Consider the following 24,764-nt stretch of genomic DNA (forward strand, 5'->3'; position numbering starts at 1 on the left):
CCCGTTCCCCCGATCATCCGCAGGCATCGTGTCCCTGGAGAGTGCCGGTGGCCGCCACCCAACTGCGAGACATCCGCAAGACGCAACCGCTGCGCGTCCTGTCCCCGGCGGACTGGGACCACTGGACCGGGCGAGGCTATGTGATCGTCCGGCGGGCGGTCCCGCCCGAGACGGTGACGGCCCTCACCGAGGGCCTGTACGCGTTCCTCGACATGCAGCCCGACGCCCCCGGGACATGGACGTCGCCGCACACCGGCAACGACCGGCTGCCGGGCCACAGCGGACTCGTCGAGATGTACAACCACCAGGCCCAGTGGGACGTCCGGCAGACCCCGCGGGTGTACGAGGCCTTCGCCGACGTCTGGGACCGCACCGACCTGTGGGTCACCATCGACTTCGCCAACGTCAACCCGCCCAACCGGGGGCCGCGCGCCTTCGACGGGTTCGTCCACTGGGACGTGGACACCTCCACCGACCCGCTGCCGGTGAGCTGCCAGGCCGTCCTCTCGCTGACCCACGGGGACGAGGAGATCGGAGGCTTCCAGTGCGTGCCGGAGATCTTCACGGAGTGGGAGAAGTGGGTGCGCGGCCAGCCCTCCGACCGGGATCCGTTCACTCCGGACATCACCGGCTACCGGATCACCACCCCGGAGGTCGCCCCCGGTGACCTGATCATCTTCAACAGCCTGCTGCCGCACGGCGTGCACCCGAACGTCTCCGAGGCCCGGGTCCGCATGGCGCAGTACCTGACCATGGCGCCCGCCTGGGAGGACCACGCGGACCTGCGTCAGGCCCGGGTGCGGTTCTGGCGGGACCGGATCCCGCCGCATCCGCCGCAGGGCGGGGTGCGCAAGGAGGAGGCCGCGCTGTACGGGCCGGCGGAACTGACGGAGCTGGGCGAGCGGCTGCTGGGCCTGCGCACCTGGACCGGGGAGAGCGTCGTTGGCTAGTACCGCCCGCCCCCGGGCCCGTCCGGCCCGCCGGACGGACCTGGGCCGCCCGTTCCGCTGGCTGTGGGCCTCGACGGCCGCGTCCAACGCCGGGGACGGCATCACCCGCACCCTGCTGCCGCTGCTGGTGGTCGCGCACCACCCGGACCCGGCGGCGGTCGCCGGACTGACCGCTGTCAACATGCTGCCCTGGCTGCTGTTCGCACTGCCCGCCGGCGTCCTGGCCGACCGCACGGACCGGCGCCGCATCGTGCTGGGCAGCAACCTGGTCCGTGCGGCGGCCCTGCTCGGCGCGGCCCTGGTGCTCGCCGGCGACCGGCCGCTGGCCCTGCTGTACGCGCTGGCGTTCGTGCTGGGCATCGCCGAGACGCTCGCCGACACCGCCGCCCCCGCGATGCTGCCGCGGCTGGTCGACGAGCGCCATCTGGAGCGCGCCAACGGCCGTCTGTCAGCGGCCCAGATCGTCCTCAACGAGACGGTCGGGCCGCCCGTGGCCGGGCTGCTGGTGGGCCTGACGGCCGCCGTCGCACTGGCCACCGGCGGGGTGCTGTACGCCCTGGCCGCGCTGCTGCTCCTGGGGCTCGCGCCACTCGCCCGCACCCGCCGCGAGCCGGTCCCCGGCGGCGCGCACGGCACGGTGCTGCGCGACATCCGGGCGGGGCTCGGCTTCGTCCTCGGCCATCGCGCCCTGCGGCTCACGCTGGCCGCGAGCGCCCTGTACGGCGTGGTCTTCTCGGCCACCTTCACGATGCTGGTGCTGCTCAGCGACCGCACGCTGGGACTGAACGCGGCCGGGTACGGGCTGCTGCTCGCCGCCGGCTCGGTGGGCGCCGTCATCGGCACCTGGCTGGCCCCGCGGGCCGCCGACCGGCTGCCCACCGTACGGCTGGCCCGATGGTCCCTGGTGGCGTCCGGGGCCGCGTACGCCGCGCTGGGCCTGAGCCGCCACCCGGTGCTCACCGCGCTGGTGCTCGCGGCGAACGGCGTCTTCATGATGGGCTGGAACATCCCCGTCATGTCGCTGCGCCAGCGACTCACGCCGGAGGAACTCCAGGGCCGGGTGATGAGCGTGTCCCGGCTGTGCGCCTGGGGCAGCATGCCGCTCGGCGCGGCGCTCGGCGGGCTGCTCGCCGAGGCCCTCTCCGTGCCCGCGGTGTTCCTGGTGTGCGGGACGGTCCTGGCCGTGGGCGCCCTGCTGCTCCTGGCACCGCTGCGCGAGACGCCCTCGGCGACCGGTCCGGCTCCGCACGGCGGCCTTCGCGGCAGCTCTGCCGGCACCTCTTCCGACGCGCTTCCGGACGGCCGTCCCGACAGCCGTCCCGACGCCCTTCCCGACCGCCTTCCCGACAAGGAGTGACCGGACCATTGGATGCACAGCTCTACGACACGGTGATCGTCGGAGGCGGCCCGGCCGGCCTCAACGGGGCGCTCTACCTGGGCCGTTCACGCCGCCGTGTGCTGCTGATCGACTCCGGTGACGCCCGCAACATGGCGGCCGGCGTCATGCACAACGTCCTGACCAACGACGGGGCGACGATCGAGGACTTCCGCGCCCGCGCCCGCGCCCAGCTCGCCGCGTACGACGTGACGTTCCGCGACGACGAGGTGGTGTCGGCCGAGTACGACGGCGACCAGGTGGTGGTCACCGCCGAGCGGTCCGGCCCCGTCCGCGCCCGCACTCTGCTGTACGCGGCCGGGGTGCGCTCGGTGCTGCCGCCGCTCCCGGGCCTGACGGACCTGTGGGGCAGGTCCGTCTTCGAGTGCCCGTACTGCCACGCCTGGGAGGTGCGCGAACGCCGTTTCGCCGTGTACGGAGGGGGCGTGCCCAGCGAGTGCCTGGCCTCGACCCTGACCGTGTGGTCCGACGACATCACCTACCTCACCGACCGGCGCGAACTGCCGCAGGACGAGCGGGAGCTGCTCACCGCCGCCGGGGTCCCGGTCCGCGCCGACGGCGTCAGCGAGCTGAAGCCGCATCCCGAGGGGGTCGAGGTGGTCTTCGCCGACGGCCGGTCCGCAGCGTACGGCGCGCTGTTCCTGCACCTGGACACCGAGCCCCGGGTGGCCCCGCTGCGCCCCTGGCTGCAGGCCCCGGACCTGGAGTCCGTCCAGACCGACGACCGTGGCCGCACCGGTCTGCCCCGGCTGTACGTCGCCGGTGACCTGGGCCGGAACATGCAGCAGGCCGCCATGGCCGCCGCCAGCGGAGGACTGGCCGGCATGGCGATCAACTCCGATCTGATCCGCGAGGACCGCCCCGGCTCCCTGCCCGAGCCGCCGCCCCCGGTCCCCGGCCGCTGAGCACCCCGCACGCCACGACAGCCACGCACAGCGCACCGACGGGAGCCGATCCGCGATGACCTCACCCCGCGCCGAGTTCACCCCGCACATGGAGCACTACACGTTCGTCCTGGAGGACCAGCCGTATCTGGGGTACTTCCAGTACGGCAACGAGAAGACGCCCGTCTACACCACCGACCGGCACGGCTTCCGGGTCACCCCGGGTCCCGGCGGGCTCCGGGCGACGGTCGGCGACGACCGCCCCGACGGGCCGGTGCGGGTGCTCGCGGGCAGTTCCGCGGTCTTCGGCGTGGGCGCCACCAACGACGCGGCCACCGTGACGGCGCGGCTGTGGAACTCCTACGCGCCTCGGCTGCCCTGGCTGAACATGGCCGGACAGAGCCACAACTCGGTCCAGGAGCTGCTGCTGTTCACCCTGTTCCGGCACGAGCTCCCGCCCGTCGCGGACATCGTGCTGCTCTCCGGGGTCAACAATCTGGTGCTCAGCCGGCTGCCCGAGGAGAAGCAGGGCCGCCACGGCGCCTTCTTCGACTGCGGGCCGGCCCCCGACGTCGTACCGCCGCCGGAGCAGCGGGTGGCGCACGCCGCCGAGTTGTCGCTCCGTCACCTCAGCGGCTGGAAGCTGCTGGCCGACGCGCTCGGGGCCCGGCTGACCTTCGCGCTGCAGCCGCTTGCGCCGTGGGTGCGCGAGGAGCCGCTGCCCCGCGAGAAGCTGCTCTTCGACGAACTCGACGAGGTGTCCAACTTCCGGCGGTTCCACAACGACATCTCCACCATGGCGGTCGGCCGCGGCTACGCGGACCGGCTGGCCGGCGGGTGCGCCCGGCTCGGTGTGCCCTTCCTGGACATGAACGTGGCGCTGGCCGAGGCCGCCGGCCCGGAGGACTGGCTGTTCATCGACCGCGTGCACTGCACCGACCTGGGATACGACCTGGTGGCCCGGCAGCTCGCGGACCGCCTCGGCCTGGAGTGAGGAGTCCCTCGATGCGTGACGACAGCAGCGCGGCACCCGGGCCGGCGGTCCGCCGGCTCGCCTCGTGGCTCCGCGGCCGGCGCCGGACGCAGCCCGCGCCCGGTGTCCCGCCGGAGGAGCCGCCCGCCACGGGGACCCCGCCGCCCTCGCGGCTGCGCCGGCAGCCCGAGGACGACGCCTCCGTCTACCCGCTGTTCTGACGTGCGGACCCGTACGGGCGCCGCGCGCGCAGCCGTCCAGGGCACCGGCGCTCCGGACGGCCCGGACGCTCCGTTCGTCGGGGACGGCCCGGTCCTGGGGATCTCCGCCTACTACCACGACAGCGCAGCGGCCCTCGTGGCCGACGGCGTCCCGCTGGCCGCGGCGCAGGAGGAGCGCTTCAGCCGCCGCCGCCACGACCCCGGCTTCCCCGCGCAGGCCGTCACCTACTGCCTGCGCGAGGCCGGACTGCGCCTCGACGAGCTGGCGGCCGTGGCGTTCTACGAGGACCCGGCGCTGAAGTTCCGCCGGGTGCTGGCCACCTGGTTGGCCACGGCCCCGCACGGCTTCCCGGTGTTCCGGCGGGCGTTCCCGCAGTGGACGTCCTGGAAGCGGCGGGCCCTGGACGAGGTACGGGCGCGGCTGCGCGAGCAGGCACCCGGGCAGGCGCTGCCCCCGGTGCTGGCACACCGGCACCACGCCTCGCACGCCGCCTCGGCGTTCTTCCCGAGCCCGTACCCGTCGGCGGCGGTGCTCTGCGTGGACGGCGTCGGCGAGTGGGCGACGACCACGCTGTGGCACGGCCGGGGCACCGGGCTGCGTCCGCTCGCGGAGCTCCGCTTCCCGCACTCGCTCGGGATGCTGTACTCGGCGTTCACCTACTTCTGCGGCTTCAAGGTCGACTCGGGGGAGTACAAGCTGATGGGCCTGGCGCCCTACGGGACGCCGCGCTACGCGCCGCTGATCCGGGAGCGGCTGATCGATGTGAAGCCGGACGGCTCGTTCCGCCTGGATCTGCGCCACTTCACCTTCCAGTACGGCCGGACCATGGTCGGCCGGGCCTTCGAGGAGCTGTTCGACGGGCCGCGCCGGACCCCGGAAGGACCGCTCACCGAGCGGGAGTTCGACCTCGCGGCCTCCGTGCAGCAGGTGACCGAGGAGGTGATGCTGCGGCTGGCCCGGACGGCGCTGGAGCGCACCGGCGAGCGGCGGCTGTGCCTGGCCGGCGGCGTGGCGCTCAACTGCGTGGCCAACGGCAGGATCCTGGCCGACGGGGTCTGCGACGAGATGTGGGTGCAGCCGGCGGCCGGGGACGCGGGCGGGGCGCTCGGCGCGGCCCTGGCCGAGTCGCACCGCCGGGGTGCGCCCCGCGCCCACGTGGGCCGGGGTGCGGACGCGATGGCGGGGGCGCTGCTCGGCCCCGGCTACCGCGACCGGGAGATCGAGGAGTTCCTGACCGGCCGCGGCTGTCCCGCCGTGCGGCTGGGCGAGCGGGAACTGGTGGAGCGGGTCGCGGCGGAACTGGCGGCGGGGAAGGTGGTGGGCTGGTTCCAGGGGCGGATGGAGTTCGGACCGCGAGCCCTGGGCAGCCGGTCGATCCTCGCCGACCCCCGGTCCCCGGCCATGCAGTCCACTCTCAACCTCAGGACCAAGTTCCGGGAGTCCTTCCGTCCGTTCGCGCCCGCGGTGCTCGCCGAGGACGCCAAGGACTGGTTCGACCTGACGCAGGAGAGCCCGTACATGCTGCTGACCGCGCAGGTCGCCGCGGCCCGGCGGCTGGCGGTCGGGGCGGCGGCCGACGGAGTGACGGGACTGGAGCTGCTGCGCGTGCCGCGCTCCACGATCCCGGCGGTCACCCATGTCGACGGGTCGGCCCGGGTGCAGACCGTCTCGGCCGGCCGCAACGCGCGGTTCCATGCGCTGCTCACGGCCTTCCGGGACCGCACGGGCTGCCCGGTGCTGGTGAACACCTCGTTCAACGTGCGCGGGGAGCCGATCGTGCGCACCCCGCAGGAGGCGTACACCTGCTTCATGCGCACCCGGATCGATCTCCTGGTGCTCGGCGACCGGCTGCTGGACAAGCGGGACCAGCCCGAGTGGCGGGAGGGGGGCGACTGGCGTGCCGGGATCCCGATGGACTGAGCGGCTGCGGCACCTGGGCCTGGCCGTGCTGTACTTCGCGGTGGTCACCCCGGCGGGGCTGTGCGCTCGGGCGGTGCGGGACCCGCTGCGGCGTTCCCGGGACGACCGCCGGACGAGCTATCTCGACCGGTCGCCCCGGGGCCGGCCGCCGTTCGCCGACGCCCCGTAGGGCGCGGGGAACTGCCCGACCGGCCATGGCGGCGCGCAGCGGAGCACGGCACCCCGCGGAGGTTCCGGCGGAGCACTCAGCGGCCGACCGGCCGGGTGGCCGAGGTCAGCACGACGCGACGGGTGCCGAGCGCGTGGACGCGGGAATCGGCGTCGGTGAATCCGCGGGCCGTCGCCCAGGCACTGGCCTCCGCCGCGGTGCGGGGCAGCGGCAGATCGGTGGCGATGTGCCGGGAGAAGCGTTCCGAGGGACGGAAGTGCGTGGCCAGGGGCAGGGTGAACCCGACGCGACCGCCGGGACGCAGGGCGCGCCACCAGTCGTCGGCCGCCCGGCAGCCCAGGAAGTGCAGGGCGGAGGCGCAGAGCACGACGTCCAGGGAGTGGTCGTCGACCGGCAGCGGCACGGCGTCGCCGACCCGCCAGTCGACGGCCGGGTCCGGTCCCGGACCGGCGGCGCGGGCCCGGCCCGCCGCGATCATCCGCGCGGACAGGTCGACGGCCAGCACGGGCCGGGCGCCGGGCGGCCGGTTCCGTGCGAGGTGCAGGGCGACGGCTCCGGCCCCGCACGCCACGTCGGCGACGGCATCCAGCGGACCGGGCGCCACCCACGCGATCAGGGCCCGCGCGATCTCCTCGTGGTGCCCGTGGTCGTAGCCCTCGGCCAGCTCGTCGAAGAGCCCGGCCGGCGTTGCACTCCGTGCGCTCTGCATCACGGGCCGATCCTAGGTGCTCCGGCCCCCGGGGATGTGCCGGCGGCCGGGCGCCGGCGGCCGGGCCGCGGGGGCGGGCCGTCAGGCGGCCAGGTGCCCCACGTCGTTCCAGTGCTCGAGCGCCGGCTCCCCGTACGCCCATCCCAGCACCGACAGGGAGGTCGGGTTCAGCCGTATCCGTGCCGCGAAGTCCAGCGGCAGCCCCAGCCACCGCGCCCCGATCGAGCGCAGGATGTGCCCGTGGGCGAAGACCAGCACATCGCGGTCGGCCTCGCGGGCCCAGGCCACCACCTCGTCGGCGCGTGCGGTGACCTCCGCCAGGCTCTCCCCCTCGGGGACGCCGTCGCGCCATATCAGCCACCCCGGCCGGACGGCCTGGATCTGCGCCGGGGTCAGCCCCTCGTAGGCCCCGTAGTCCCACTCCATCAGCGTGTCCCAGGTGCGGGCGCGCTCACCGAACCCGGCGAGTTCACAGGTCTCCTGCGCGCGAACGAGCGGGCTGGTGCGGACCTCGGCCCCGGGCAGGCCGTCCAGCGGCGGCCGGTGCAGCCGATCGCCGAGCAGCTTGGCGCCGCGCCGGCCCTCCTCCAGCAGCGGCACATCCGTCCGGCCTGTGTGCTTGCCGGACAGCGACCACTCGGTCTGTCCGTGCCGGGCCAGCAGGATGCGCGGTGCCATGAGGGGCCTTCCGGGAGAGGTGTCGGGCGGGACCCCTCCATCATCGCGCACCCTGTGCAGGAGCAACCCGGGGGGCGATCCCCGCGTCTATCAGGGCCGGGGCGCACCGCCGACCAGGGCGCCCGTACGCCGTAGAGTGGCACGTCCGGCACGGCCGGGGTGCGTGGGACACAGGATGAAGGACGAAGGGGGCGGGCGATCGGATGCGGGACGCCGACATACCGGGCACCGAGGCGACTGCCCCGCCGGCCCGGCTGCGCTGGTGGACCGAGCTTCCGCTGATCCTCCTCGTCTACGCCTGCTACTCCGCCGGACGTCTCCTGGTGCGCGGCGACGTCTCGGACGCCGTCGACCACGGTCTGGCGATCCTGCGGGTCGAGAAGCTGCTCCACCTCAACGCCGAGCATCCGCTGAACCGTCTCTTCACCCGCGAGCCCTGGCTCGGCATACCCGCCGACTTCTGGTACGCGTCGCTGCACTACGTGGTCACCCCGGTGCTGCTGGTCTGGCTCTTCCGGTCGCGCACCGTGCGCTACCGCGCCGCCCGGACCTGGCTGATGACCTCCACCTTCATCGGTCTGATCGGCTTCACCCTGCTGCCGACCTGCCCGCCGCGGCTGCTGGATCCGAGCCACGGCTTCGTCGACACGATGGCCTACTACAGCTCCTACGGCTGGTGGGGCGGCGAGGCGAGCGCACCGCGCGGGCTGGGCGGGATGACCAACCAGTACGCGGCGATGCCGAGCCTGCACGTCGGCTGGGCGCTGTGGTGCGGGGTGATCCTGTGGCGGTACGGCGGCACGCGCGCGGCGAAGGCGGCGGGCGTGGTGTATCCGCTGGTGACCACAATCGTGGTGATGGGCACCGCGAACCACTACTTCCTGGACGCGGTGGCCGGCGCGGCCGTGATGGGGGCCGGGCTGCTGCTGACGCCGTACGTGATGCGGTGCGCGGACCGGGTCCGGGCCCGGGTCGCGGTGCAGGTCGCCGCCGTCCGGTCCGCGGCGCCGGCCGTGCCGGTGGTGCCGGTCGCCCCGACCTCACCGACCGCACCGGTCGCACCGGCTTCGGGCGACACGGGTTCCCCGGTTGTCAGTGGTGGATGCCAGACTTCCGCGGGTGAGCGAATTCCACGGCAGCGCGAGCCCCGGTTCCCCGCCGGAGCCGACCCGGACGCCGCACCCGCGGACGCGGGGGACGGCGCTCCGGCACCGGCTCGCTGAGCTGCGCGGTCCCGACGTACCGGCCAGGGCACTGGACGCCCGCGCCCTGGCCGCCCTGGCCGCCAACCCCGGATGCCGACGACGGGCGATCCTGGACGGCGCGGGGGTGGACAAGGCGGCGCTGGCGAGCGCGCTGGGCGCCCCGTCGGTCTTCGGCCAGTCGCAGTTCGCGTTCATACGGGGCAACGCGTTCGAGGCACGGGTCAAGGCGGACGGCGGCGCGGAGCTGCTGCGGCTGGTGCACGAGCGGCTGGACCCGGGCGCCGGCCGGCCCGACGGCGCGACGGTGCCCGACCTCGCCGCCACCGGCCCCGAGGGGCGCGCGGCGCGTACGGCGCTGGCGCTGCGGGAGGCGACCGCGGCCGGTGGCTGGACGCTCCTGGACCATCCGATGCTCGCCCTCGACGTGGCGGGCTCCCCGGCGTTCCTGGAGCCGGACGCGGTCGTGGTGCACCCCGACGGCGGCTGGACGGTGGTGGAGATCAAGTCGTTCCCGCTGCTGGACGGCTCCGCGGACCCGGCGAAGGTGGGCGCGGCGGCCCGGCAGGCCGCGGTGTACGTGCTGGCGCTGGAGGAGGTCGCGGCGCAGCTGGATCCGGCGCCGCGCGTCCGGCAGCGGATCCTGCTGGTCTGCCCCAGGGACTTCTCCAACCTGCCCGCCGCGTCGGCCGTCGACATCCGCAAGCAGCGCGCCGTCACCGGCCGTCAGCTGGCCCGGCTGACCCGGATCGAGGAGATCGCCGACGCCCTCCCCGAGGGCGCCTGTTTCTCCCCGCAGCTGCCGGCCGAGGAGCTGACCGCGGCGGTGGAGGCGGTCGAGGCGGCGTACGCGCCGGAGTGTCTGTCGGCGTGCGAGCTGGCCTTCCACTGCCGGGCCCGGTCCCGCGCGTCCGGTGCGGTGACCACCCTCGGGCGGCCGGCGCGGGCGGAGCTGGGCGGCCTGGCGACGGTGGCGGAGGTGCTGGCGGCGGCCGGCGGGGAGGCCGGGGACCCGGACGATCCGGCGGTGGCGGCGCTGCGCAGGGCGGCGGCGCTGCGTGCGGAGGCGCTGGCGGGCGCCGGAGTACCCGTCGAGGATGTCGCGGACGCCCGCCCGGGCGCCGGAGCGGAGGTGGCGCGTTGTCGCTGATCGGCACGCTCGCCCGGCTGGAGGCGGTGCGCGCGGGGCGGGCCCGTCCCGCCGCCACGGTCCGGCACCGTCATCTGTCCGACCGGCCGCTGGTGTGCGTACCGCTCACCACCGCAGGTGAGGCCGGTGCCCCGCTCGGCGCGCTGGTCGGCACCGACCGGGACGCCCCGCGTCTGCTGGTCGTGCCGCAGCCCCGGGACCGGGATCTGCGGTTCGCGTTCCTGGCCGGGCTGGCGGACGTCGTGCTGCCGTACGTGGAGTCGTACGGTGCCGCCGTCGAGGCCGCCGAGCGGACCGAGACCGACCCGGAGACCGGCAAGCGGGTCAAGGTCGAGGTCGACCTGTGCGCGGACGCCGCGCAGCTGATCGTGCCCAGCCGCGCGGGCATCGACCTCGTCCGGCTGCTCGGCCGCTCCATGCGCTTCCGGCGTACCGCCGAGCAGGATCCTCAGGCGCCGCATCCGGCGCCGCCGCGGGTGCCGCTGCTCGGCCGGTGGCTGACCCACTACGGGGAGCGGGCCCGGGTGCCCGGCTCCGCGCTGCTGCTCGCCATGACCGATCTGCTGGGCCGGCACTGGGCGACCGGCCAGTCCACGCTGGAGGACCAGCACCTGGGCGCGCTGCTCGCCTGGATCGACCCGCCCGAGGGGACCTCCGGCGCCGAGGAGGCGCTCCGCGCGGAGCTGGCGCGGGACGCCGACGGCCAGTTGCTGTGCCCGCCCGCGGGACCGGCGACCGACCCGGCCTTCGACAACAGGCGGCTCGCCCCCGCCATCGAGCGGTACGACCGGGCGCGTACCGCGCTGGCCGCCGCCGAGGACGGGCTGCAGGCCGACGAGCGGCTCGGCGCGCTGACCGTGGCCGAGCAGGAGATCCGTGCACTGGTCGCGGACCACACCCGGCCGGTGTGGGACGCGGTGTGGCGGGGCCTGGACCTGCTGCGGGAGCTGCCCGCGGGGGCGCATGCCGAGGAGCGGTGGACCCGCGACCGCTGGTCGTTCACCGGGCACCGGGACCGGATCGCCGCCGGTGAGCCCCCGCAGCCGCGCCGCGACGACGCGGTCACCGCGGCGAACAAGCTCGCCACGCGCGAGCGCGAGCAGGCCCGGCTGGAGGCGCAGGAGGCCCTGGACGATCCGCTGGTGATGGCGGGCCGGCGGCTGGCCGGGGAGGCGTTCGCCGGTGCGGTGGTGGACGTGGTGATGGCGTACAGCGAGAGCCGGCGGCCCAGCCCGCGCCCGCTGGTCACGGTCCGCACGGAGGACCGGCCGCAGCTGGGCGAGCGGGTGAAGGTGTACCGGTCGCTGGGCGGGAAGCCGCAGTCCGCCGAGTTCGTCGCACAGGAGGACGAGGGCGTTTTCGTCGTCCGGATCCTGGACAGGATGGGCCGCGGCAGGGAGCCGGAGGCCGGGTCCGTGCCGGAGAAGGGGGACCGGGTCTGCTTCACCCTGTTCGAGCACGAGCAGCGGGGCGGGGCGAAGCTGCCCGACCCGGAGCAGACACCGTGGACGCACGGCGGGCCGCCCGACGGTGAGGCCGTACCGGAACCCGCCGATCCGCCGACCGAGGAGGACCTGCTGTGACCGCGACCGCCACGGACGTCCGCACCGGCCACGGCCCGGGCCCCGGCGCCGCCGTCGACCCTGGCCACGGCGCCGGCTTCGATCCGGGCGCGGAGGCCGCCCGCGCCACGGCGGCGATCCTGCACGACACGCTGCACGGCGCCGAGCGCGGTGTGGTCGTCGACTCCCCGCCGGGCGCCGGCAAGTCCACGCTCGTGGTGCGGGCGGCGCTGGAGCTGGCTGCGGCCGGGCGTCCGCTGATGGTGGTCGCGCAGACCAACGCCCAGGTCGACGACCTGGTGCTGCGGCTCGCCGAGAAGGACCCCGAGCTGCCGGTGGGCCGGCTGCACAGCAGCGACGCCGACGCGTACGACCGGGCCCTGGACGGGCTGGCGAACGTCCGGAAGTCGGCGAAGGCCGCCGACCTCGCCGGGCTCGGCGTGGTGCTGTCCACGGCCGCGAAGTGGGCGCATGTGAAGGTGGACGAGCCGTGGCGGCACGCGATCGTCGACGAGGCGTACCAGATGCGCTCGGACTCGCTGCTGGCCGTGGCCGGGCTGTTCGAGCGGGCGCTGTTCGTCGGCGATCCGGGCCAGCTCGACCCGTTCGCGATCGTGGGCGGCGAGCAGTGGGCGGGCCTGTCCCACGACCCGTCCGCATCGGCCGTGACGACGCTGCTCGCGCACAACCCCGGACTGCCCCAGCACCGCCTTCCGGTGTCCTGGCGGCTCCCGGCGTCGGCCGCGCCCCTCGTCTCCGACGCGTTCTATCCGTACACGCCGTTCCGCAGCGGCACCGGCCCCGGCGACCGGGCCCTCGCCTTCGCGGAGCCGTCGGACGGGTCCGGCCCGGACCGGGTGATCGACGAGGCGGCGGCCTCCGGCTGGGGCCTGCTGGAGCTGCCCGCGCGGCACACCCCGCGGACCGACCCGGAGGCGGTGCGGGCGGTGGCGGCGGTGGTACGGCGGCTGCTCGACCGGGGCGGCACGGCGGCGTCGGAGCGCTCCCCGGACCCGGCCCCGCTGACCGCCGCCCGGATCGCCGTCGGCACCGCGCACCGGGACCAGGCGGCGGCGGTGCGCGCGGCGCTGGCGGAGCTGGCGGTCACCGACGTGACCGTCGACACGGCCAACCGGCTGCAGGGCCGCGAGTACGACGTGACGGTGGTCCTGCATCCGCTCTCCGGCCGCCCCGACGCCACCGCGTTCCACCTGGAGACCGGCCGCCTGTGCGTCCTGGCCTCACGGCACCGGCACGCCTGCATCGTGGTGTGCCGCGCCGGTGTCGACGACCTCCTGGACGCCTACCCGTCCACCGAACCTGTCCAGCTCGGCACGCTGGTGAAGTTCCCGGACGGCTGGGAGGCCAACCACGCGGTGCTGGCCCACCTCACCCGCCACCGCGTGCCCTGGCGGCCGTAGCAGCACCCCCACCGGACGGAGCCCGGCGGCCGGACGCCCTCTTGCGCGGGCGCGGGACAATGGACGTTGGCAGATGTACGAGGAGGAGAAGACATGGCGGAGCCCACGCCGCGAAAGAACGAACCGCGGCTACGCCCCGCGCCCCTGCTTTTCGAACCCGCGGCGGCGGCAGCCGACCCGGAGCACTTCTTCGACCTGGAGTCGATCGACGACCCCCGGGCGCTGCTGGACCGGGCGACGGAGCTGACGCAGGCGTTCCGTGCGGCGGCGGACCGGGCGATGGAGTTCCAGGCCGTCGCGGCGGCGCAGCTCGCCGACCCGCGCCGGTTCGACCGGCTGACGGCGGCGGACATCGCGGAGCGGGCCGAGTGGACCGAGGACTACGCCAAGCGGATGGTGGAGTTCGGACGGGACCTGCTGCGCGGCGGCGACGGTGGCCGGGGGCACGTCGACCCCGTGTGACCGGCATCCGGCCCTGGGCGGGCACACCCCGCCGGGCATATGCCAGGCGGGCAAGATACTCCTCTGCCCCCTCCCCTGTCCCGGTTTCGCGCAACCCAGCGGAGCGGGATGCTCACGGCCGGTAGATCTGGTGCCCATGAGCAGTGCACCGAGCATCTCCCGCGTCACTTCGGACGGCGCCGCCTGGCTGGCCTCGGCGAGCCCGTATCCGCGCAGCACCCGCGCGCTCTGGCAGGAGCGGCCGGCCGCTCCGGTGGTCCTGCCCTGCGGCTCCGTCTTCGACGTGGTCGGCGTCTCGGCGATGTTCGGACGGCGGATGCTGGACCGGCTGTGGGCGGAGGGCCCGGGTTCGGGACCGGTGGCCGAGTTCCGCGGCCGGATCCTGCTGTTCGCCGCGCCCGGCACCGCCCAGCGGCTGCCCTCGCTGCTGGAGTGGGAGGAGTGGGGCGGCCGGGCCGGCCCGGTGCCCGCGCTGCTGTGCCACGGCACCGGGGACGCGGTGACCGTCCCGGCGCCGGACGAGCTGTCGGCCCGTTCCGGCGCCCGCTGGCTGGTCGCACCGGACACCCGGCAACCCTGGCTCCCGGGTCCGGAGGTGGTGCTGTGGGCGGCCGTCCGGGCGGCCCGCGCGGCCGTGCGGATATCGATTTTTCCTCCCGCCGACCAGGATGCTAAGGTCTACGACGTCAGCAGGCGCCGCTAGCTCAGTTGGTTAGAGCAGCTGACTCTTAATCAGCGGGTCCGGGGTTCGAGTCCCTGGCGGCGCACGACACGGGAAGGCCCCTCGCGCAAGCGGGGGGCCTTCTTCGTTCAGGCCCGGTACCCCGGCGTGATCGTCACCGTCCACGTACCCGCCGCCGTCAGCCCCGCGACCTCCACCCGGACACCCTCCCCCGGCACGGTGAAGCTCTCCCCGGCCGCCACCGGCGCGTCCGCGAGCGGCGGGTACACCGAGTCCTCCCAGCAGGCCTCGGACCGCGGGTGGGCGTCGACGACCTCGATCGGTCCGCCGCCGGACGCGGCCCCGCTGCGCACCCGGTACACCAGCACCCCGGCCCGGCAGGCGCCGACGTCGCTGCCCACCGGCCCGCGCACCTCGAACGCGAGCGCGCTGTCGGCGCCGGTGCGCACCACCGCCAGCTTGGTACCCCGCCCCAGACCGAACGCAGGGGCGCCCGCCGCCCCGGCCACCGGCACCCCGGGTCCCGCCCCGAGCGGCTCCAGCGTCAGCCGTGTCGGCCCGGCGCCCCGTACGCACACCACCTGCCGGGGCTGCAGCCAGCCCAGCTTCCACTTGTGCCAGCCGAAGAGATCCGGTGCCAGCCCGAACTGGCTGCCCATCAGGTCCCAGTCCCCGACATGGGTGTCCCAGTCACCCCTGCCGTCGGCCGGCCGGTGGTAGAGGTCGGGCAGATCGAGCACGTGCCCGGTCTCGTGGGCCAGGACCAGCCGGTCGGGCGGATGGTTCTCGAAGACCGTGACCACCCGCCGGATGTCGGTGCCGTCCGCCCGCAGCGGGGTGTCCAGGTTGACGACCTTGGTGGCGTCCGAGTTCACACCGGGAGCGTCCGGGTCGGCGACGAGGTAGACGATGTCGTAGCGGGAGAAGTCGACGAACCCGTCGGCCGCGGCGAGCGCGTCCCGCAGATAGGCGGCCCGGTCCGGCGCGGCCCAGTCGCGCCGTATGGCGTACGAGGTGGACGGCATCGGCATCCGGATCCAGCGCCGCAGCGGGTGCGGCCGGAGCGTGAACCTGCCGTAGGAGGCCCGCTGGAAGAAGCGCGTGGTGGCCGGGAAGTGGTCGGCGGCCAGCTCGGCCGGCGCGGTCAGCGGATGGGAGTCGGGGAAGGACAGGAACACCATCACCGCGTCCAGCGCGCGGGTGGGCCGCGGATAGGCGGCGTTCCAGGTGTCCAGGCCCTCGGAGTGGTGGGCCTCGGTGCGCTGCAGGGCACAGGGCTCCGGGGAGAAGGGTTCGGCGATCGAGGGCGCGGTCACCAGCGAGGTCGCGGCCAGCGCCGACATGGTGGTGGCCACCGCCGCGGTACTGCGCAGCCGGGACCGCCGGCCCACCGCGCCGACCGCCCGGCGGCCCGCGGCGAGCCCGCTGAGGGCCTCGCGGGGAAGTCGCCTCAGCGGGAGCTGGCGCGGCACATGGACCTCCGGGGCGGTTCGCGGGACACCGCACCCAGCTTGTGCATATTTGTCGTACTGCGCCCTGTTCGGCTGCACCGGACGGGTGAGCCGGCACAGATTCCGGCCGAACCGGCACCCCACGACACTCACGGAACGTCACAACTGGTCGGGGGCGTTTAGAACCCGCCCATGGGCGAGCAGAAACGATCTGGCAGGACTTGAAGCCCGCCCGGCATAGCGGTCAACGGCTGGAAGGGCCCCGGGCCAGCCTCTATGATCGGCACACTTTCCTGCACGGACAGAGATCGAGTGCACTGCGGGAGCGAGCGGTGAGCGGAACGTCCGAAGGGCCGACACCTGCGGCAGACCTCGACCGGTCCGCCGTCACAGAGAGTGACAACAGCCTGGCTCCTGGTACGAGTCGTACGACCGGCCGCACGGAGACGACAGCGCGCACGGAGACGACCGGCCGTACCCGGTCGGCCGACCGTTCGGACACGGCCGTCCGCACGGACACGCCCGTACCTTTGGGCAAGACGGTCCGGTCGGACACGGCCGACGGTACCGAGGAACCCCCGGACTACCGCCATGTGTTCACGGCCGCCCCGCTCGCCATGGCCGTCGTGGCCCCGGACGGTCTGGTGGCCAGTGCCAACGACCACCTCGGCGCACTGCTCGGCACCGCCCCCGAGACGCTGGCCGGCTGTGCGGCGGCCGACCTGGTGGACCTCGCCTCCGACGCCCGCACCTGGAGCGCCTACCGCGAGGTGCTCGCCGGCGAGCGCCCCCGGCTGCGCTGCACCCGCCGGCTGAAGCGCCCCGACGGCCACTCCCTGTGGGCGCAGGTCACCGTGGAACCGCTGGCCGGCGACGCGCCGGACCTGCTGCTGTCCGTCACCGACATCAGCGCCCGTCGGGAGCTCCAGGCCCGGCTGCGCCACCTGCAGATGCACGACCCGGTGACCCGGCTGCCCAACCGCGCCCTGTTCTTCGAACGCCTCACCGCCGCCCTGGAACCGGAGTCGTACGAGCACAACGGCAACACCGGCCGGATCGGACTGTGCTACCTCGACCTGGACGGCTTCAAGGCCGTCAACGACACCCTCGGCCACCGCGCCGGCGACCTGCTGCTGACCGCGGTCGCTGAGCGGCTCACCCGCTGCGCCGAGCAGGCCTCGCACGCCCGTACCGGCACCCCGCTGGTGGCCCGGCTCGGCGGCGACGAGTTCGCGCTGCTGGTGGAGGGCTCCACCGGCACCGATCAGCTCGCCGACCTCGCCGAGTCCGTCCTGGCCGCGCTCCAGGGGCCGTTCGAGCTGTCCGGCCGCCGGGTGTCCGTCACCGCCTCGATCGGCGTCGTCGAACGCCACGCCTCCGGCACCACCCCGACCGCCCTGATGCAGGCCGCGGACACCACGCTGTACTGGGCCAAGGCGGACGGCAGGTCCCGCTGGACGCTCTTCGACCCCGAGCGCAACGCCCACCGGATGACCCGTCAGGCGCTGGCCGCCACACTCCGGCCGGCCATCGACCGCGGCGAGTTCGCCCTGGAGTACCAGCCGCTGGTGGGCATGGACGACGGCCGGCTGCGCGGCGTCGAGGCGCTCGTCCGCTGGAATCATCCTCAGTTCGGCGTACTGGCGCCGAATCGGTTCATCGCACTGGCGGAGGAGGACGGCTCGATCGTTCCGCTGGGCCGCTGGGTGCTGCGGACCGCCTGCCGGCAGGCCCGCCGCTGGCAGCTCGACCACCCCGGCGAGCCGCCGATCTTCGTCAGCGTCAATGTGGCGGTGCGGCAGGTGTGGGACTCCGACCTGGTCGCGGACGTCGCACAGACCCTCGCCGAGACGGGGCTGGCGCCGGAACTGCTGCAGCTGGAGCTGACCGAGTCGGCGGTGATGGGCTCGGCGGGCCGCCCACTGCAGGCCCTGAAGGCGCTCAGCGACATGGGGGTGCACATCGCCATCGACGACTTCGGCACCGGATACTCGAACCTGGCCTACCTCAGCCGCCTGCCGGTGTCCGTGCTGAAACTGGACGGCTCCTTCGTCCGGGGCTTCCAGTACGACAGCCGCGACGCCCGCCCCACGGGCCGGGAGGCCGAGCCGGACGCCGACCGGACCAGCCCGGCCGACGAGGTGATCGTCGAGGCGATGGTGCAGCTGGCGCACCGGCTCGGACTCACCGTCACCGCCGAGTGCGTGGAGACCTCCGACCAGGCCTCCCGGCTGCGCCGGATCGGCTGCGACACGGGCCAGGGCTGGCTGTACTCGCGGCCCGTCCACCCGGACCGCATCTCGGACCTGCTGCTTCAGGCGGCGGTCGGCAATCCGTAGGCGTCGGCGATCAGTTCGTAGGAGCGCAGCCGGACCTCACCGCTGTGTGCGTTGGCGGTGATCATCAGCTCGTCGGCGCCGGTGCGCTTGTGCAGCTCGTCCAGTCCGGAGCGGACCTCGTCCGGGGTGCCGTGGACGACGTTGGCGTTCCAGGAGGCGGCGAACTCCCGCTCCATCGGGCCGAACTCGTACGCCTCGGCCTCCTCCGGCGTCGGGACCAGGCCGGGCCGCCCGGTGCGCAGCCGCACCATGCCCAGCGCGGCGGCCAGCACCTGGCGCCGCGCCTCCCGCTCGTCCTCGGCGGCGAGCGCCGACACACCGATGAGGGCGTAGGGCTCACCGAGGACGGCGGACGGCCGGAAGGTCTCCCGGTACAGGTCGAGCGCCGGGACGGTGTTCTGCGCCGAGAAGTGGTGGGCGAAGGCGAAGGGCAGCCCGAGAGTGCCGGCCAGCCGGGCGCTGAACCCGGAGGAGCCGAGCAGCCAGACCGGTGGCCGGTGCGGGGACTGCACCCCGCCGGCGGCGGTGGCCTGGACCGGCCCGGGTACGGCATGGATGCGCCGGTAGGGATGCCCGTCGGGGAAGTCGTCGTCGAGGAACCGGGTCAGCTCGGCGAGCTGCTGCGGAAAGTCGTCGGCGCCCTCGCTCAGCCGGTCGGTGCGGCGCAGCGCTGCTGCGGTGGCCCCGTCCGTGCCCGGGGCGCGGCCGAGGCCGAGGTCGATCCGGCCCGGGGCCATCGCCTCCAGCGTGCCGAACTGCTCGGCGATCACCAGGGGCGCGTGGTTGGGCAGCATCACCCCGCCCGAGCCGAGGCGTATGCGCTCGGTGTACGCGGCGAGGTGGGCCAGGATCACCGCGGGCGAGGAGGAGGCGACGCCGGGCATGGAGTGGTGCTCGGCGACCCAGTACCGGTGGAAGCCGCGCCGCTCGGCGAGGCGGACGAGGTCGGCACTGGTGCGCAGCGCGCCGGTGGCGGTGCGCCCGGCGCCGACGGTGACCAGGTCCAGGATGGACAGGGGGACGGGGGCGGTGCCGCGGGCGGTGCCCCGGATCTCCTCCGTGGCGTCAGCGGACATGGTGGGTGCCTCCTGGGTCGGGCGACGGTCGCTGCGGGATCAACGGGTGCCGGAGGCGGGGTATTCCTGGCGCGGGTGAGCACGGCTCTGAGTACGCGTACTCATGGCAGGACGCGCCGGGCCGGGGATGGTGGTGGGCAGACCTACGACAGGAGACCACCGTGCCCACCTCCCACCCGACCGGTCGACGCGCCCTCGCCCGCCGGCGCAGCGGCGTCCGGGGCGCCGCTGCCGCAGTCCTCGCGGGTGCCGCGGCGGCCGTCGCGCTCACCGGATGCTCCATCGACTTCCGGGACGCGGTCTGCGGCGGCGGCGAGTACCCGGTCATGACGGTCGGCGGCACCGGCTCCGCATGCGTGCCGGACGACGAGCAGCCACCGGAGGGCTACGTCCGCTACCCCGAGGGCAAGGTGCCGAAGCACGTCGACGACAAGTGGGACGTGTACTGGCGGACCCACATGGTGGACGAGAACGGCGACATCGTCGACGCGCCGGAGGTCGAATGACCCTCCGCCGCCCCTCGGGTTGCCGGTGCCCGGTGTCCCTGCGCTATGATCATGAAGCGCTGGTCACCGGGACAACCCCGCGCGGCCGGTGGTGCGTTGGTGGTCCAAGGAAAGACGCCCCGCTTCCTGCGGGGAGATGCAGGTGCAAGGCCTGCCCAGCGCTCGACGAGAACCCCGGTCCCGCTGCAGCGGGACCGGGGTTCCTGCGTGCCGGACCCGGTCCGCCGGCCCGGCGGCCCGTCAGACCTGCACGATCGGCTCACGGGCGAACAGCGACCCCAGTTCCGGGGCGTTGACCCGGCGGTCCGCCAGCCGCAGCCCCTCCCAGACCGTGACCTGGTTGGCCGTGAGGATCGGCTTGGCCAGCTGTTTCTCCAGGGCCGGGATATGGGCCGCCGTGTGCAGCGCGGTATCGGGGAGCAGCACCGCCTCCGCGTCGGGGTGGTCGGCGGCCCGGGCCAGTGCCAGGACCTCCGTCTCCCCCCAGGTGCCGACCTCCGCCGCGGTGATGATCCCGGAGCTGCGGACGCCGACCGCCTCCAGGCCGCCCGCGCGCAGGAAGCCGGCGAAGAGCTGGGCCACGTCCTCCGGGTAGGTCGCGCCGATGGCGACCCGGCGGACATCGAGCTCCCGGACGGCGTGGACGAAGGCGAAGGAGGTGGAGGAGGCCGGCATCCCGGCCGTCGCGGCCAGGGTGCGGACCTGCTCGTGGGCGCCGTCCCAGCCGTGCACGAAGCTGCCGCTGGTGCACGCCCACACCACCGCGTCCGCGCCCGCGTGCCGCAGCTCCGCGACGCCCGCCGCGAGCCGCTCCGGGGAGCCCATCTCCAGCAGCGCGTCCACGCGGTGGGCGTCCTCGCCGATGTCGGTGTGCACCAGGTCGACCCGGATGTCACTGCCCAGGAGCTGCTCCATGCGGGGATAGTCGTCCTCGCCGGAGTGGCCCGGGTACAGGAATCCCAGTGCTGTCATGTCCACCCTTCCTGCTGCTGTCCTTCTTCCGGCCATCCCGGAACCTGCCCCGCCTCGGGCAGTCCGGGAACCTGCGGCGACTCCGGCAGTACGGGTCCGGGCCGGGCCGCCGGGTCGATCAGCGCCTGATACGGCCCCACGGCACGGGTACCCAGCCGGCGCAGCGCCGCCCACATCGTCACTTGGTTGGCCGAGAGCACGGGGATGCGCAGCTCGGCCTCCAGCTGCGGGATCACGTCGTAGGTGGGCAGGTTCGTGCAGGAGATGAACAGCACGTCCGCCGCCCCGGGGTGCGGTACCGCATGGCGTGCCATGTCGGCGACCTCGCGGTAGGGCACCTTCCAGATGTGCCGGGTCAGGCCCATGAAGGCACAGCCGACGATCCCGACCCCGCCCTCGGCGACATACGCCTCCAGGGACCGGGTGACCGACACGGTGTACGGGGTGACCAGCGCGACCCGGCGTGCGCCCAGCTCGGCCAGCGCCTCCAGGAGCGCGCCGGAGGTGGTGAGGGACGGTGTCGCGCCGGCCCGGGTCATCGCCGCGCACATCGCGCGCTCGCCGGCGATGCCGCCGACGAAGCTGCCCGAGGTGCAGGCGTAGGCGACGACCTCGGGGGCGATCGCGTTCAGCGTCCGGGTGGCTTCCTCCAGCGTCTCGTGTTCACTGACCAGACGGGCCAGGTCCAGGCTGACCTCGACGGGCACGTACGGGGTTCTCGTCATGTGCAGCGAGACCTCGTCCGGGACCCAGCGCCACAGCTCGCGGTCGAGCGCGAAATCGAAAGGAGCGACGACACCGACTCCGCGTTGCGGGGCGGGTCCGCCGAGAAAAGAGATGTCCATGGCACGCACCGGCCTCACACGACGGAGGGGAGGAGAACGCACCGCACGCACGGTCGTGTTGACGACGGTAGGTTCCGGTGCGAGCGTGGTCAATCCGCCCGTGTCACCCGCAGGTCAACAGCTGGTCAATCCCTCGTCGGGGCCCCGGTCGGCAACCGGCCGGTAACCCCGTGACGAGGCCGTACGCGCCGGCCGAAGGCCTGCCTTCGGCCCGCCTCCCCCGTCGCCCCCGCCCCTCTCGTCACCCTCGTCGCCCTCGTCGCCCTCGTCCTCGGAGAAGCGCCTGCCCATGACCATCCCCGGCCCCGCCCCCACCCTCCTCGTCCTGGACGCCGAGCCCCGCCCCCGCCTCGGCCGGCTGACCGGCCGTGCCCGGATCGAGTACGCGGACGAGTCGACCCTCGCCGGGCGACTGCCGTACGCCGACGTCCTGCTGGTGTGGGACTTCACCTCGCACGCCGTACGCAGCGCCTGGCCGGGCGACGGGCCGCGGCCGGGCTGGGTGCACACCGCCAGCGCGGGCGTGGACCATCTGATGTGCCCGGAGCTCGCCGCCTCGGACACGGTGGTGACCAACGCCCGCGGGATCTTCGACGAGCCGATCGCCGAGTACGTCGCCGCCCTCGTTCTGGCCATGGCCAAGGACCTGCCGCGGACGCTGGAGTTCCAGCGGGAGCGGGCCTGGCGGCACCGGGAGTCGCAGCGGGTGGCCGGCGGCCGGGCGGTGGTGGTCGGCTCGGGGCCGATCGGGCGGGCGATCGTCCGGGTGCTGAAGGCGCTCGGCATCACCACCGCGCTGGTCGGCCGCACCCCGCGCACCGGCGTGCACGGCCCGGACGACCTGGACCGGCTGCTGGCGCGCGCCGACTGGGTGGTCGCGGCGGCCCCGCTGACCGAGGACACCCGCGGCATGTTCGACGCCCGCCGGTTCGGGGTGATGCAGCCCTCCGCCCGGTTCATCAACATCGGGCGCGGTCAGCTGGTGGTGGAGGAGGCGCTGGCCGAGGCGCTGGACAAGCGGTGGATCTCGGGCGCCGCGCTGGATGTGTTCGAGTCCGAGCCGCTCGCCGCCGGCAGCCCGCTGTGGCAGGTCCCGGGTCTGATCGTGTCCCCGCACATGAGCGGCGACACGATCGGCTGGCGGGACGAGCTCGGTGCGCAGTTCGTGGAGTTGTACGAGCGCTGGCTGGCGGGCAGTCCTCTGACGAACGTGGTCGACAAGCAGCGCGGGTACGTACCCGGGCACTGACGTCCCTGGGAGGGTGGATGACCGACCTCACCGAGCTGACCGCCGTGCAGCTCCTCGACGGCTACCGCAAGGGCGATTTCAGCCCTGTGGAGGCGACACGGGCGTCGCTGGAGCGGGCCGAGCGGATCCAGCCGGAGGTGAACGCCTTCGTCCGGCTCACCGGCGAGGAGGCACGTCAGCGGGCCCGGGAGTCGGAGCGGCGGTGGCGGCGCGGTGAGCCGTGCGGGCGGCTGGACGGGGTGCCGGCGACGGTGAAGGACATCCTGCTGATGCGCGGTCACCCGACCCTGAAGGGTTCGCGGGCCGTCTCCCCGGAGGGCGCCTGGGCGGAGGACGCGCCGTCGGTCGCCCGGATGCGGGAGCACGGCGCGGTGTTCCTCGGCAAGACGACCACGCCCGAGTACGGCTGGAAGGGCGTGACCGACTCTCCGCTGTCCGGCGTCACCCGCAACCCGCACGATCCGTCCCGCACCGCGGGCGGCTCCAGCGGCGGCGCCGGGGCGGCGGTGTCGCTCGGCGCGGGACCGCTGGCGCTGGGCACGGACGGCGGCGGGAGTGTGCGCATCCCGGCGTCGTTCTGCGGGATCTTCGGGCTGAAGCCGACGTACGGGCGGGTACCGCTGTATCCGGCGAGCGCCTTCGGCACGCTGGCGCACGTCGGTCCGATGACCCGGGACGCGGCGGACGCGGCGCTGCTGCTGGACGTGATCGGGGTGCCGGACGCCCGGGACTGGTCGGCGCTGGGACCGCCGCCCGGCTCGTACACCGAGGCGCTGTCCGGCGGGGTGGCCGGGCTGCGGGTGGCGTACTCGCCGTCGCTGGGCGGGCAGGTGGCGGTGCGGCCGCAGGTGGCGACGGCGGTGCGGCGGGCGGTGGAGCGGCTGGCGGAGCTGGGTGCGTACGTCACGGAGGCCGACCCGGACTTCGCCGAGCCGGTCGACGCCTTCCACACGCTGTGGTTCAGCGGGGCGGCGCGGGTGACCCAGCACCTGGGCCCGCACCAGCGGGAGCTGCTCGACCCGGGGCTGCGCGAGGTGTGCGCCGCCGGCGCGCGCTACTCGGCGCTGGACTATCTGGCCGCGGTGGACGTCCGGATGGAGCTGGGTCGCCGGATGGGCCGCTTCCACGAGTCGTACGACCTGCTCGTCACGCCGACTCTGCCGGTCACCGCGTTCGAGGCGGGCGCCGAGGTGCCCAAGGGGTCCGGGCACCGGCGGTGGACCGGGTGGACGCCGTTCACCTACCCGTTCAACCTGACCCAGCAGCCGGCGGCGACGGTCCCGGTCGGGCGGGACGGGGACGGGCTGCCGATCGGGATGCAGCTCGTGGCCGCCCGCCACCGGGACGATCTGGTCCTGCGGACGGCGCACGCGCTCTACGGGGCCGGGGTGCCCGGCCCCGTCACCGGTGTCAGGCCCGGCGGAAGCTGAGGGTCTCCCCCGCCGCTCCCGAGCGCCACAGGTCGGTGCAGGCCTCGGCCATGGCGTCCAGCCCCTCGACGACCTGGCCCCAGACGATGCCGGGGATCCATCCGACGTCTCCGTTGAGCAGCAGGTTGTTGCGCTCGTAGAACAGGGCCAGGTCGACGAGGGTGGCACCGGCGCGGACCTCGCGGTCGTAGCCGTAGGCCCTGGTGCCCAACTCGGTGCCCGCGAAGGCGAAGTAGCACAGGTCGCCGGGGATCGGGGTGACGGTCGGATTCTCCAGAGGTGGCTCGTTTGCGGCGAAGGGCGGGAAAAGAGCGTAGATCTCATTGCGTGCGTACTTTGCGTGGTAGACGTCGCCGGCGAGCGGCAGGGCGTCCCAGACGGCCGCGCAGGTGAGCGGAGCGCGATCGTCCAGCAGCCGGGCCCTGCAGTGGACGTCGCGCTTGACCAGGGAGACTTCGATGAAGCGATCAGCCATGCCCACCATGGCAGTGGCCGCGGACCCCGGGGTCAAGGGCG

24 protein-coding genes and 1 tRNA gene are annotated in these 24,764 nt (G+C 74.4%); 18 read left to right on the forward strand and 7 right to left on the reverse strand.

Annotated elements, in window-relative coordinates; all coding sequences use genetic code 11:
• The first annotated feature begins 47 nt into the window (after positions 1-47).
• The 7 genes from V5O46_RS14205 to V5O46_RS14235 all read left to right on the forward strand — a co-directional run bounded on the left by V5O46_RS14205 (position 48) and on the right by V5O46_RS14235 (position 6,514).
• Positions 48-950 carry a phytanoyl-CoA dioxygenase family protein gene (locus V5O46_RS14205; RefSeq protein WP_332884936.1) on the forward strand — a complete coding sequence of 301 codons (903 nt, stop codon included), beginning with the start codon at positions 48-50 and terminating at the stop codon, positions 948-950.
• Positions 943-2,307 (forward strand): MFS transporter, encoded by a 1,365-nt coding sequence (locus V5O46_RS14210; protein WP_332884937.1) that lies wholly within the window; start codon positions 943-945, stop codon positions 2,305-2,307. Before V5O46_RS14205 ends, V5O46_RS14210 begins: the two co-directional genes overlap by 8 nt.
• Before the next feature lie 8 nt (positions 2,308-2,315).
• Entirely contained in the window at positions 2,316-3,251 is a 936-nt protein-coding gene (locus V5O46_RS14215) for an NAD(P)/FAD-dependent oxidoreductase (protein WP_332884938.1), read from the forward strand.
• A 55-nt stretch (positions 3,252-3,306) separates the two neighbouring features.
• The gene (locus V5O46_RS14220) at positions 3,307-4,224 is read left to right on the forward strand and encodes an Inducer of phenazine A (RefSeq protein WP_332884939.1); all 918 of its coding nucleotides are present in this window, start codon (positions 3,307-3,309) and stop codon (positions 4,222-4,224) included.
• A gap of 11 nt (positions 4,225-4,235) precedes the next feature.
• Positions 4,236-4,424: a hypothetical protein gene (locus V5O46_RS14225; protein WP_332884940.1), complete on the forward strand. Its 189-nt coding sequence runs from the start codon at positions 4,236-4,238 to the stop codon at positions 4,422-4,424.
• A gap of 94 nt (positions 4,425-4,518) precedes the next feature.
• Complete coding sequence (locus V5O46_RS14230) at positions 4,519-6,345, forward strand: carbamoyltransferase family protein (protein ID WP_332884979.1); 1,827 nt, start codon at positions 4,519-4,521, stop codon at positions 6,343-6,345.
• Complete coding sequence (locus V5O46_RS14235; protein WP_332884941.1) at positions 6,323-6,514, forward strand: hypothetical protein; 192 nt, start codon at positions 6,323-6,325, stop codon at positions 6,512-6,514. Before V5O46_RS14230 ends, V5O46_RS14235 begins: the two co-directional genes overlap by 23 nt.
• 76 nt (positions 6,515-6,590) lie before the next feature.
• On the opposite strand, the gene V5O46_RS14240 is transcribed toward V5O46_RS14235, so the two are convergent.
• Positions 6,591-7,223, reverse strand: coding sequence for a class I SAM-dependent methyltransferase (locus tag V5O46_RS14240; RefSeq protein ID WP_332884980.1), 633 nt, complete (start codon positions 7,221-7,223; stop codon positions 6,591-6,593).
• An 81-nt stretch (positions 7,224-7,304) separates the two neighbouring features.
• Positions 7,305-7,901, reverse strand: coding sequence for a histidine phosphatase family protein (locus tag V5O46_RS14245; RefSeq protein WP_332884942.1), 597 nt, complete (start codon positions 7,899-7,901; stop codon positions 7,305-7,307).
• A gap of 203 nt (positions 7,902-8,104) precedes the next feature.
• On the opposite strand from V5O46_RS14245, the gene V5O46_RS14250 reads away from it, so the two are divergent.
• The 7 genes from V5O46_RS14250 to V5O46_RS14280 all read left to right on the forward strand — a co-directional run bounded on the left by V5O46_RS14250 (position 8,105) and on the right by V5O46_RS14280 (position 14,465).
• Positions 8,105-9,124, forward strand: a complete 1,020-nt coding sequence (locus V5O46_RS14250; RefSeq protein ID WP_332884943.1) for a phosphatase PAP2 family protein — start codon at positions 8,105-8,107, stop codon at positions 9,122-9,124.
• Positions 9,021-10,253 carry a hypothetical protein gene (locus tag V5O46_RS14255; protein WP_408648991.1) on the forward strand — a complete coding sequence of 411 codons (1,233 nt, stop codon included), beginning with the start codon at positions 9,021-9,023 and terminating at the stop codon, positions 10,251-10,253. The genes V5O46_RS14250 and V5O46_RS14255 overlap by 104 nt, the downstream gene beginning before the upstream one ends.
• A complete protein-coding gene (locus V5O46_RS14260; RefSeq protein WP_332884944.1) occupies positions 10,244-11,836 on the forward strand; it encodes a hypothetical protein in 1,593 nt (530 codons plus the stop codon). The genes V5O46_RS14255 and V5O46_RS14260 overlap by 10 nt, the downstream gene beginning before the upstream one ends.
• Before the next feature lie 116 nt (positions 11,837-11,952).
• Positions 11,953-13,236 carry an AAA domain-containing protein gene (locus V5O46_RS14265; protein ID WP_332884982.1) on the forward strand — a complete coding sequence of 428 codons (1,284 nt, stop codon included), beginning with the start codon at positions 11,953-11,955 and terminating at the stop codon, positions 13,234-13,236.
• Positions 13,237-13,329: 93 nt separating this feature from the next.
• Positions 13,330-13,698, forward strand: a complete 369-nt coding sequence (locus V5O46_RS14270; protein ID WP_332884945.1) for a hypothetical protein — start codon at positions 13,330-13,332, stop codon at positions 13,696-13,698.
• A 136-nt stretch (positions 13,699-13,834) separates the two neighbouring features.
• Positions 13,835-14,401, forward strand: coding sequence for a bifunctional DNA primase/polymerase (locus V5O46_RS14275; protein ID WP_332884946.1), 567 nt, complete (start codon positions 13,835-13,837; stop codon positions 14,399-14,401).
• Positions 14,392-14,465, forward strand: a tRNA-Lys gene (locus V5O46_RS14280). Before V5O46_RS14275 ends, V5O46_RS14280 begins: the two co-directional genes overlap by 10 nt.
• 43 nt (positions 14,466-14,508) lie before the next feature.
• Here V5O46_RS14280 and V5O46_RS14285 read toward each other — a convergent pair.
• Positions 14,509-15,852, reverse strand: coding sequence for a M6 family metalloprotease domain-containing protein (locus V5O46_RS14285; protein WP_332884947.1), 1,344 nt, complete (start codon positions 15,850-15,852; stop codon positions 14,509-14,511).
• A 311-nt stretch (positions 15,853-16,163) separates the two neighbouring features.
• Here V5O46_RS14285 and V5O46_RS14290 point away from each other — a divergent pair, with 311 nt between their 5' ends.
• Positions 16,164-18,170, forward strand: a complete 2,007-nt coding sequence (locus V5O46_RS14290) for a putative bifunctional diguanylate cyclase/phosphodiesterase (protein ID WP_408648992.1) — start codon at positions 16,164-16,166, stop codon at positions 18,168-18,170.
• Here the strand turns inward: V5O46_RS14290 and V5O46_RS14295 are convergent.
• Positions 18,146-19,246, reverse strand: coding sequence for an LLM class flavin-dependent oxidoreductase (locus V5O46_RS14295; protein ID WP_332884949.1), 1,101 nt, complete (start codon positions 19,244-19,246; stop codon positions 18,146-18,148). The genes V5O46_RS14290 and V5O46_RS14295 overlap by 25 nt on opposite strands.
• Before the next feature lie 161 nt (positions 19,247-19,407).
• Between V5O46_RS14295 and V5O46_RS14300 the strand changes: the two genes are divergently transcribed.
• Positions 19,408-19,752 (forward strand): SCO0607 family lipoprotein, encoded by a 345-nt coding sequence (locus V5O46_RS14300; RefSeq protein ID WP_332884950.1) that lies wholly within the window; start codon positions 19,408-19,410, stop codon positions 19,750-19,752.
• A gap of 240 nt (positions 19,753-19,992) precedes the next feature.
• Here the strand turns inward: V5O46_RS14300 and V5O46_RS14305 are convergent, their stop codons facing one another.
• The gene (locus V5O46_RS14305) at positions 19,993-20,724 is read right to left on the reverse strand and encodes a maleate cis-trans isomerase family protein (protein ID WP_332884951.1); all 732 of its coding nucleotides are present in this window, start codon (positions 20,722-20,724) and stop codon (positions 19,993-19,995) included.
• The gene (locus V5O46_RS14310) at positions 20,721-21,569 is read right to left on the reverse strand and encodes a maleate cis-trans isomerase family protein (RefSeq protein ID WP_332884952.1); all 849 of its coding nucleotides are present in this window, start codon (positions 21,567-21,569) and stop codon (positions 20,721-20,723) included. Before V5O46_RS14310 ends, V5O46_RS14305 begins: the two co-directional genes overlap by 4 nt.
• 289 nt (positions 21,570-21,858) lie before the next feature.
• Here V5O46_RS14310 and V5O46_RS14315 point away from each other — a divergent pair, with 289 nt between their 5' ends.
• Together V5O46_RS14315 and V5O46_RS14320 are read left to right on the forward strand one after the other, a co-directional pair.
• Positions 21,859-22,818, forward strand: a complete 960-nt coding sequence (locus V5O46_RS14315; protein ID WP_332884953.1) for a D-2-hydroxyacid dehydrogenase — start codon at positions 21,859-21,861, stop codon at positions 22,816-22,818.
• A gap of 17 nt (positions 22,819-22,835) precedes the next feature.
• Positions 22,836-24,248: an amidase gene (locus V5O46_RS14320; RefSeq protein ID WP_332884954.1), complete on the forward strand. Its 1,413-nt coding sequence runs from the start codon at positions 22,836-22,838 to the stop codon at positions 24,246-24,248.
• On the opposite strand, the gene V5O46_RS14325 is transcribed toward V5O46_RS14320, so the two are convergent.
• Positions 24,229-24,723 carry a DUF3830 family protein gene (locus tag V5O46_RS14325; RefSeq protein WP_332884955.1) on the reverse strand — a complete coding sequence of 165 codons (495 nt, stop codon included), beginning with the start codon at positions 24,721-24,723 and terminating at the stop codon, positions 24,229-24,231. The two genes, V5O46_RS14320 and V5O46_RS14325, sit on opposite strands and share 20 nt — an antisense overlap.
• Between the last annotated feature and the right edge of the window lie 41 nt (positions 24,724-24,764).

Origin of the sequence: Streptomyces poriticola (genome assembly GCF_036689765.1) — a bacterium.
Classification (GTDB): Bacteria; Actinomycetota; Actinomycetes; order Streptomycetales; family Streptomycetaceae; genus Streptomyces; species Streptomyces poriticola.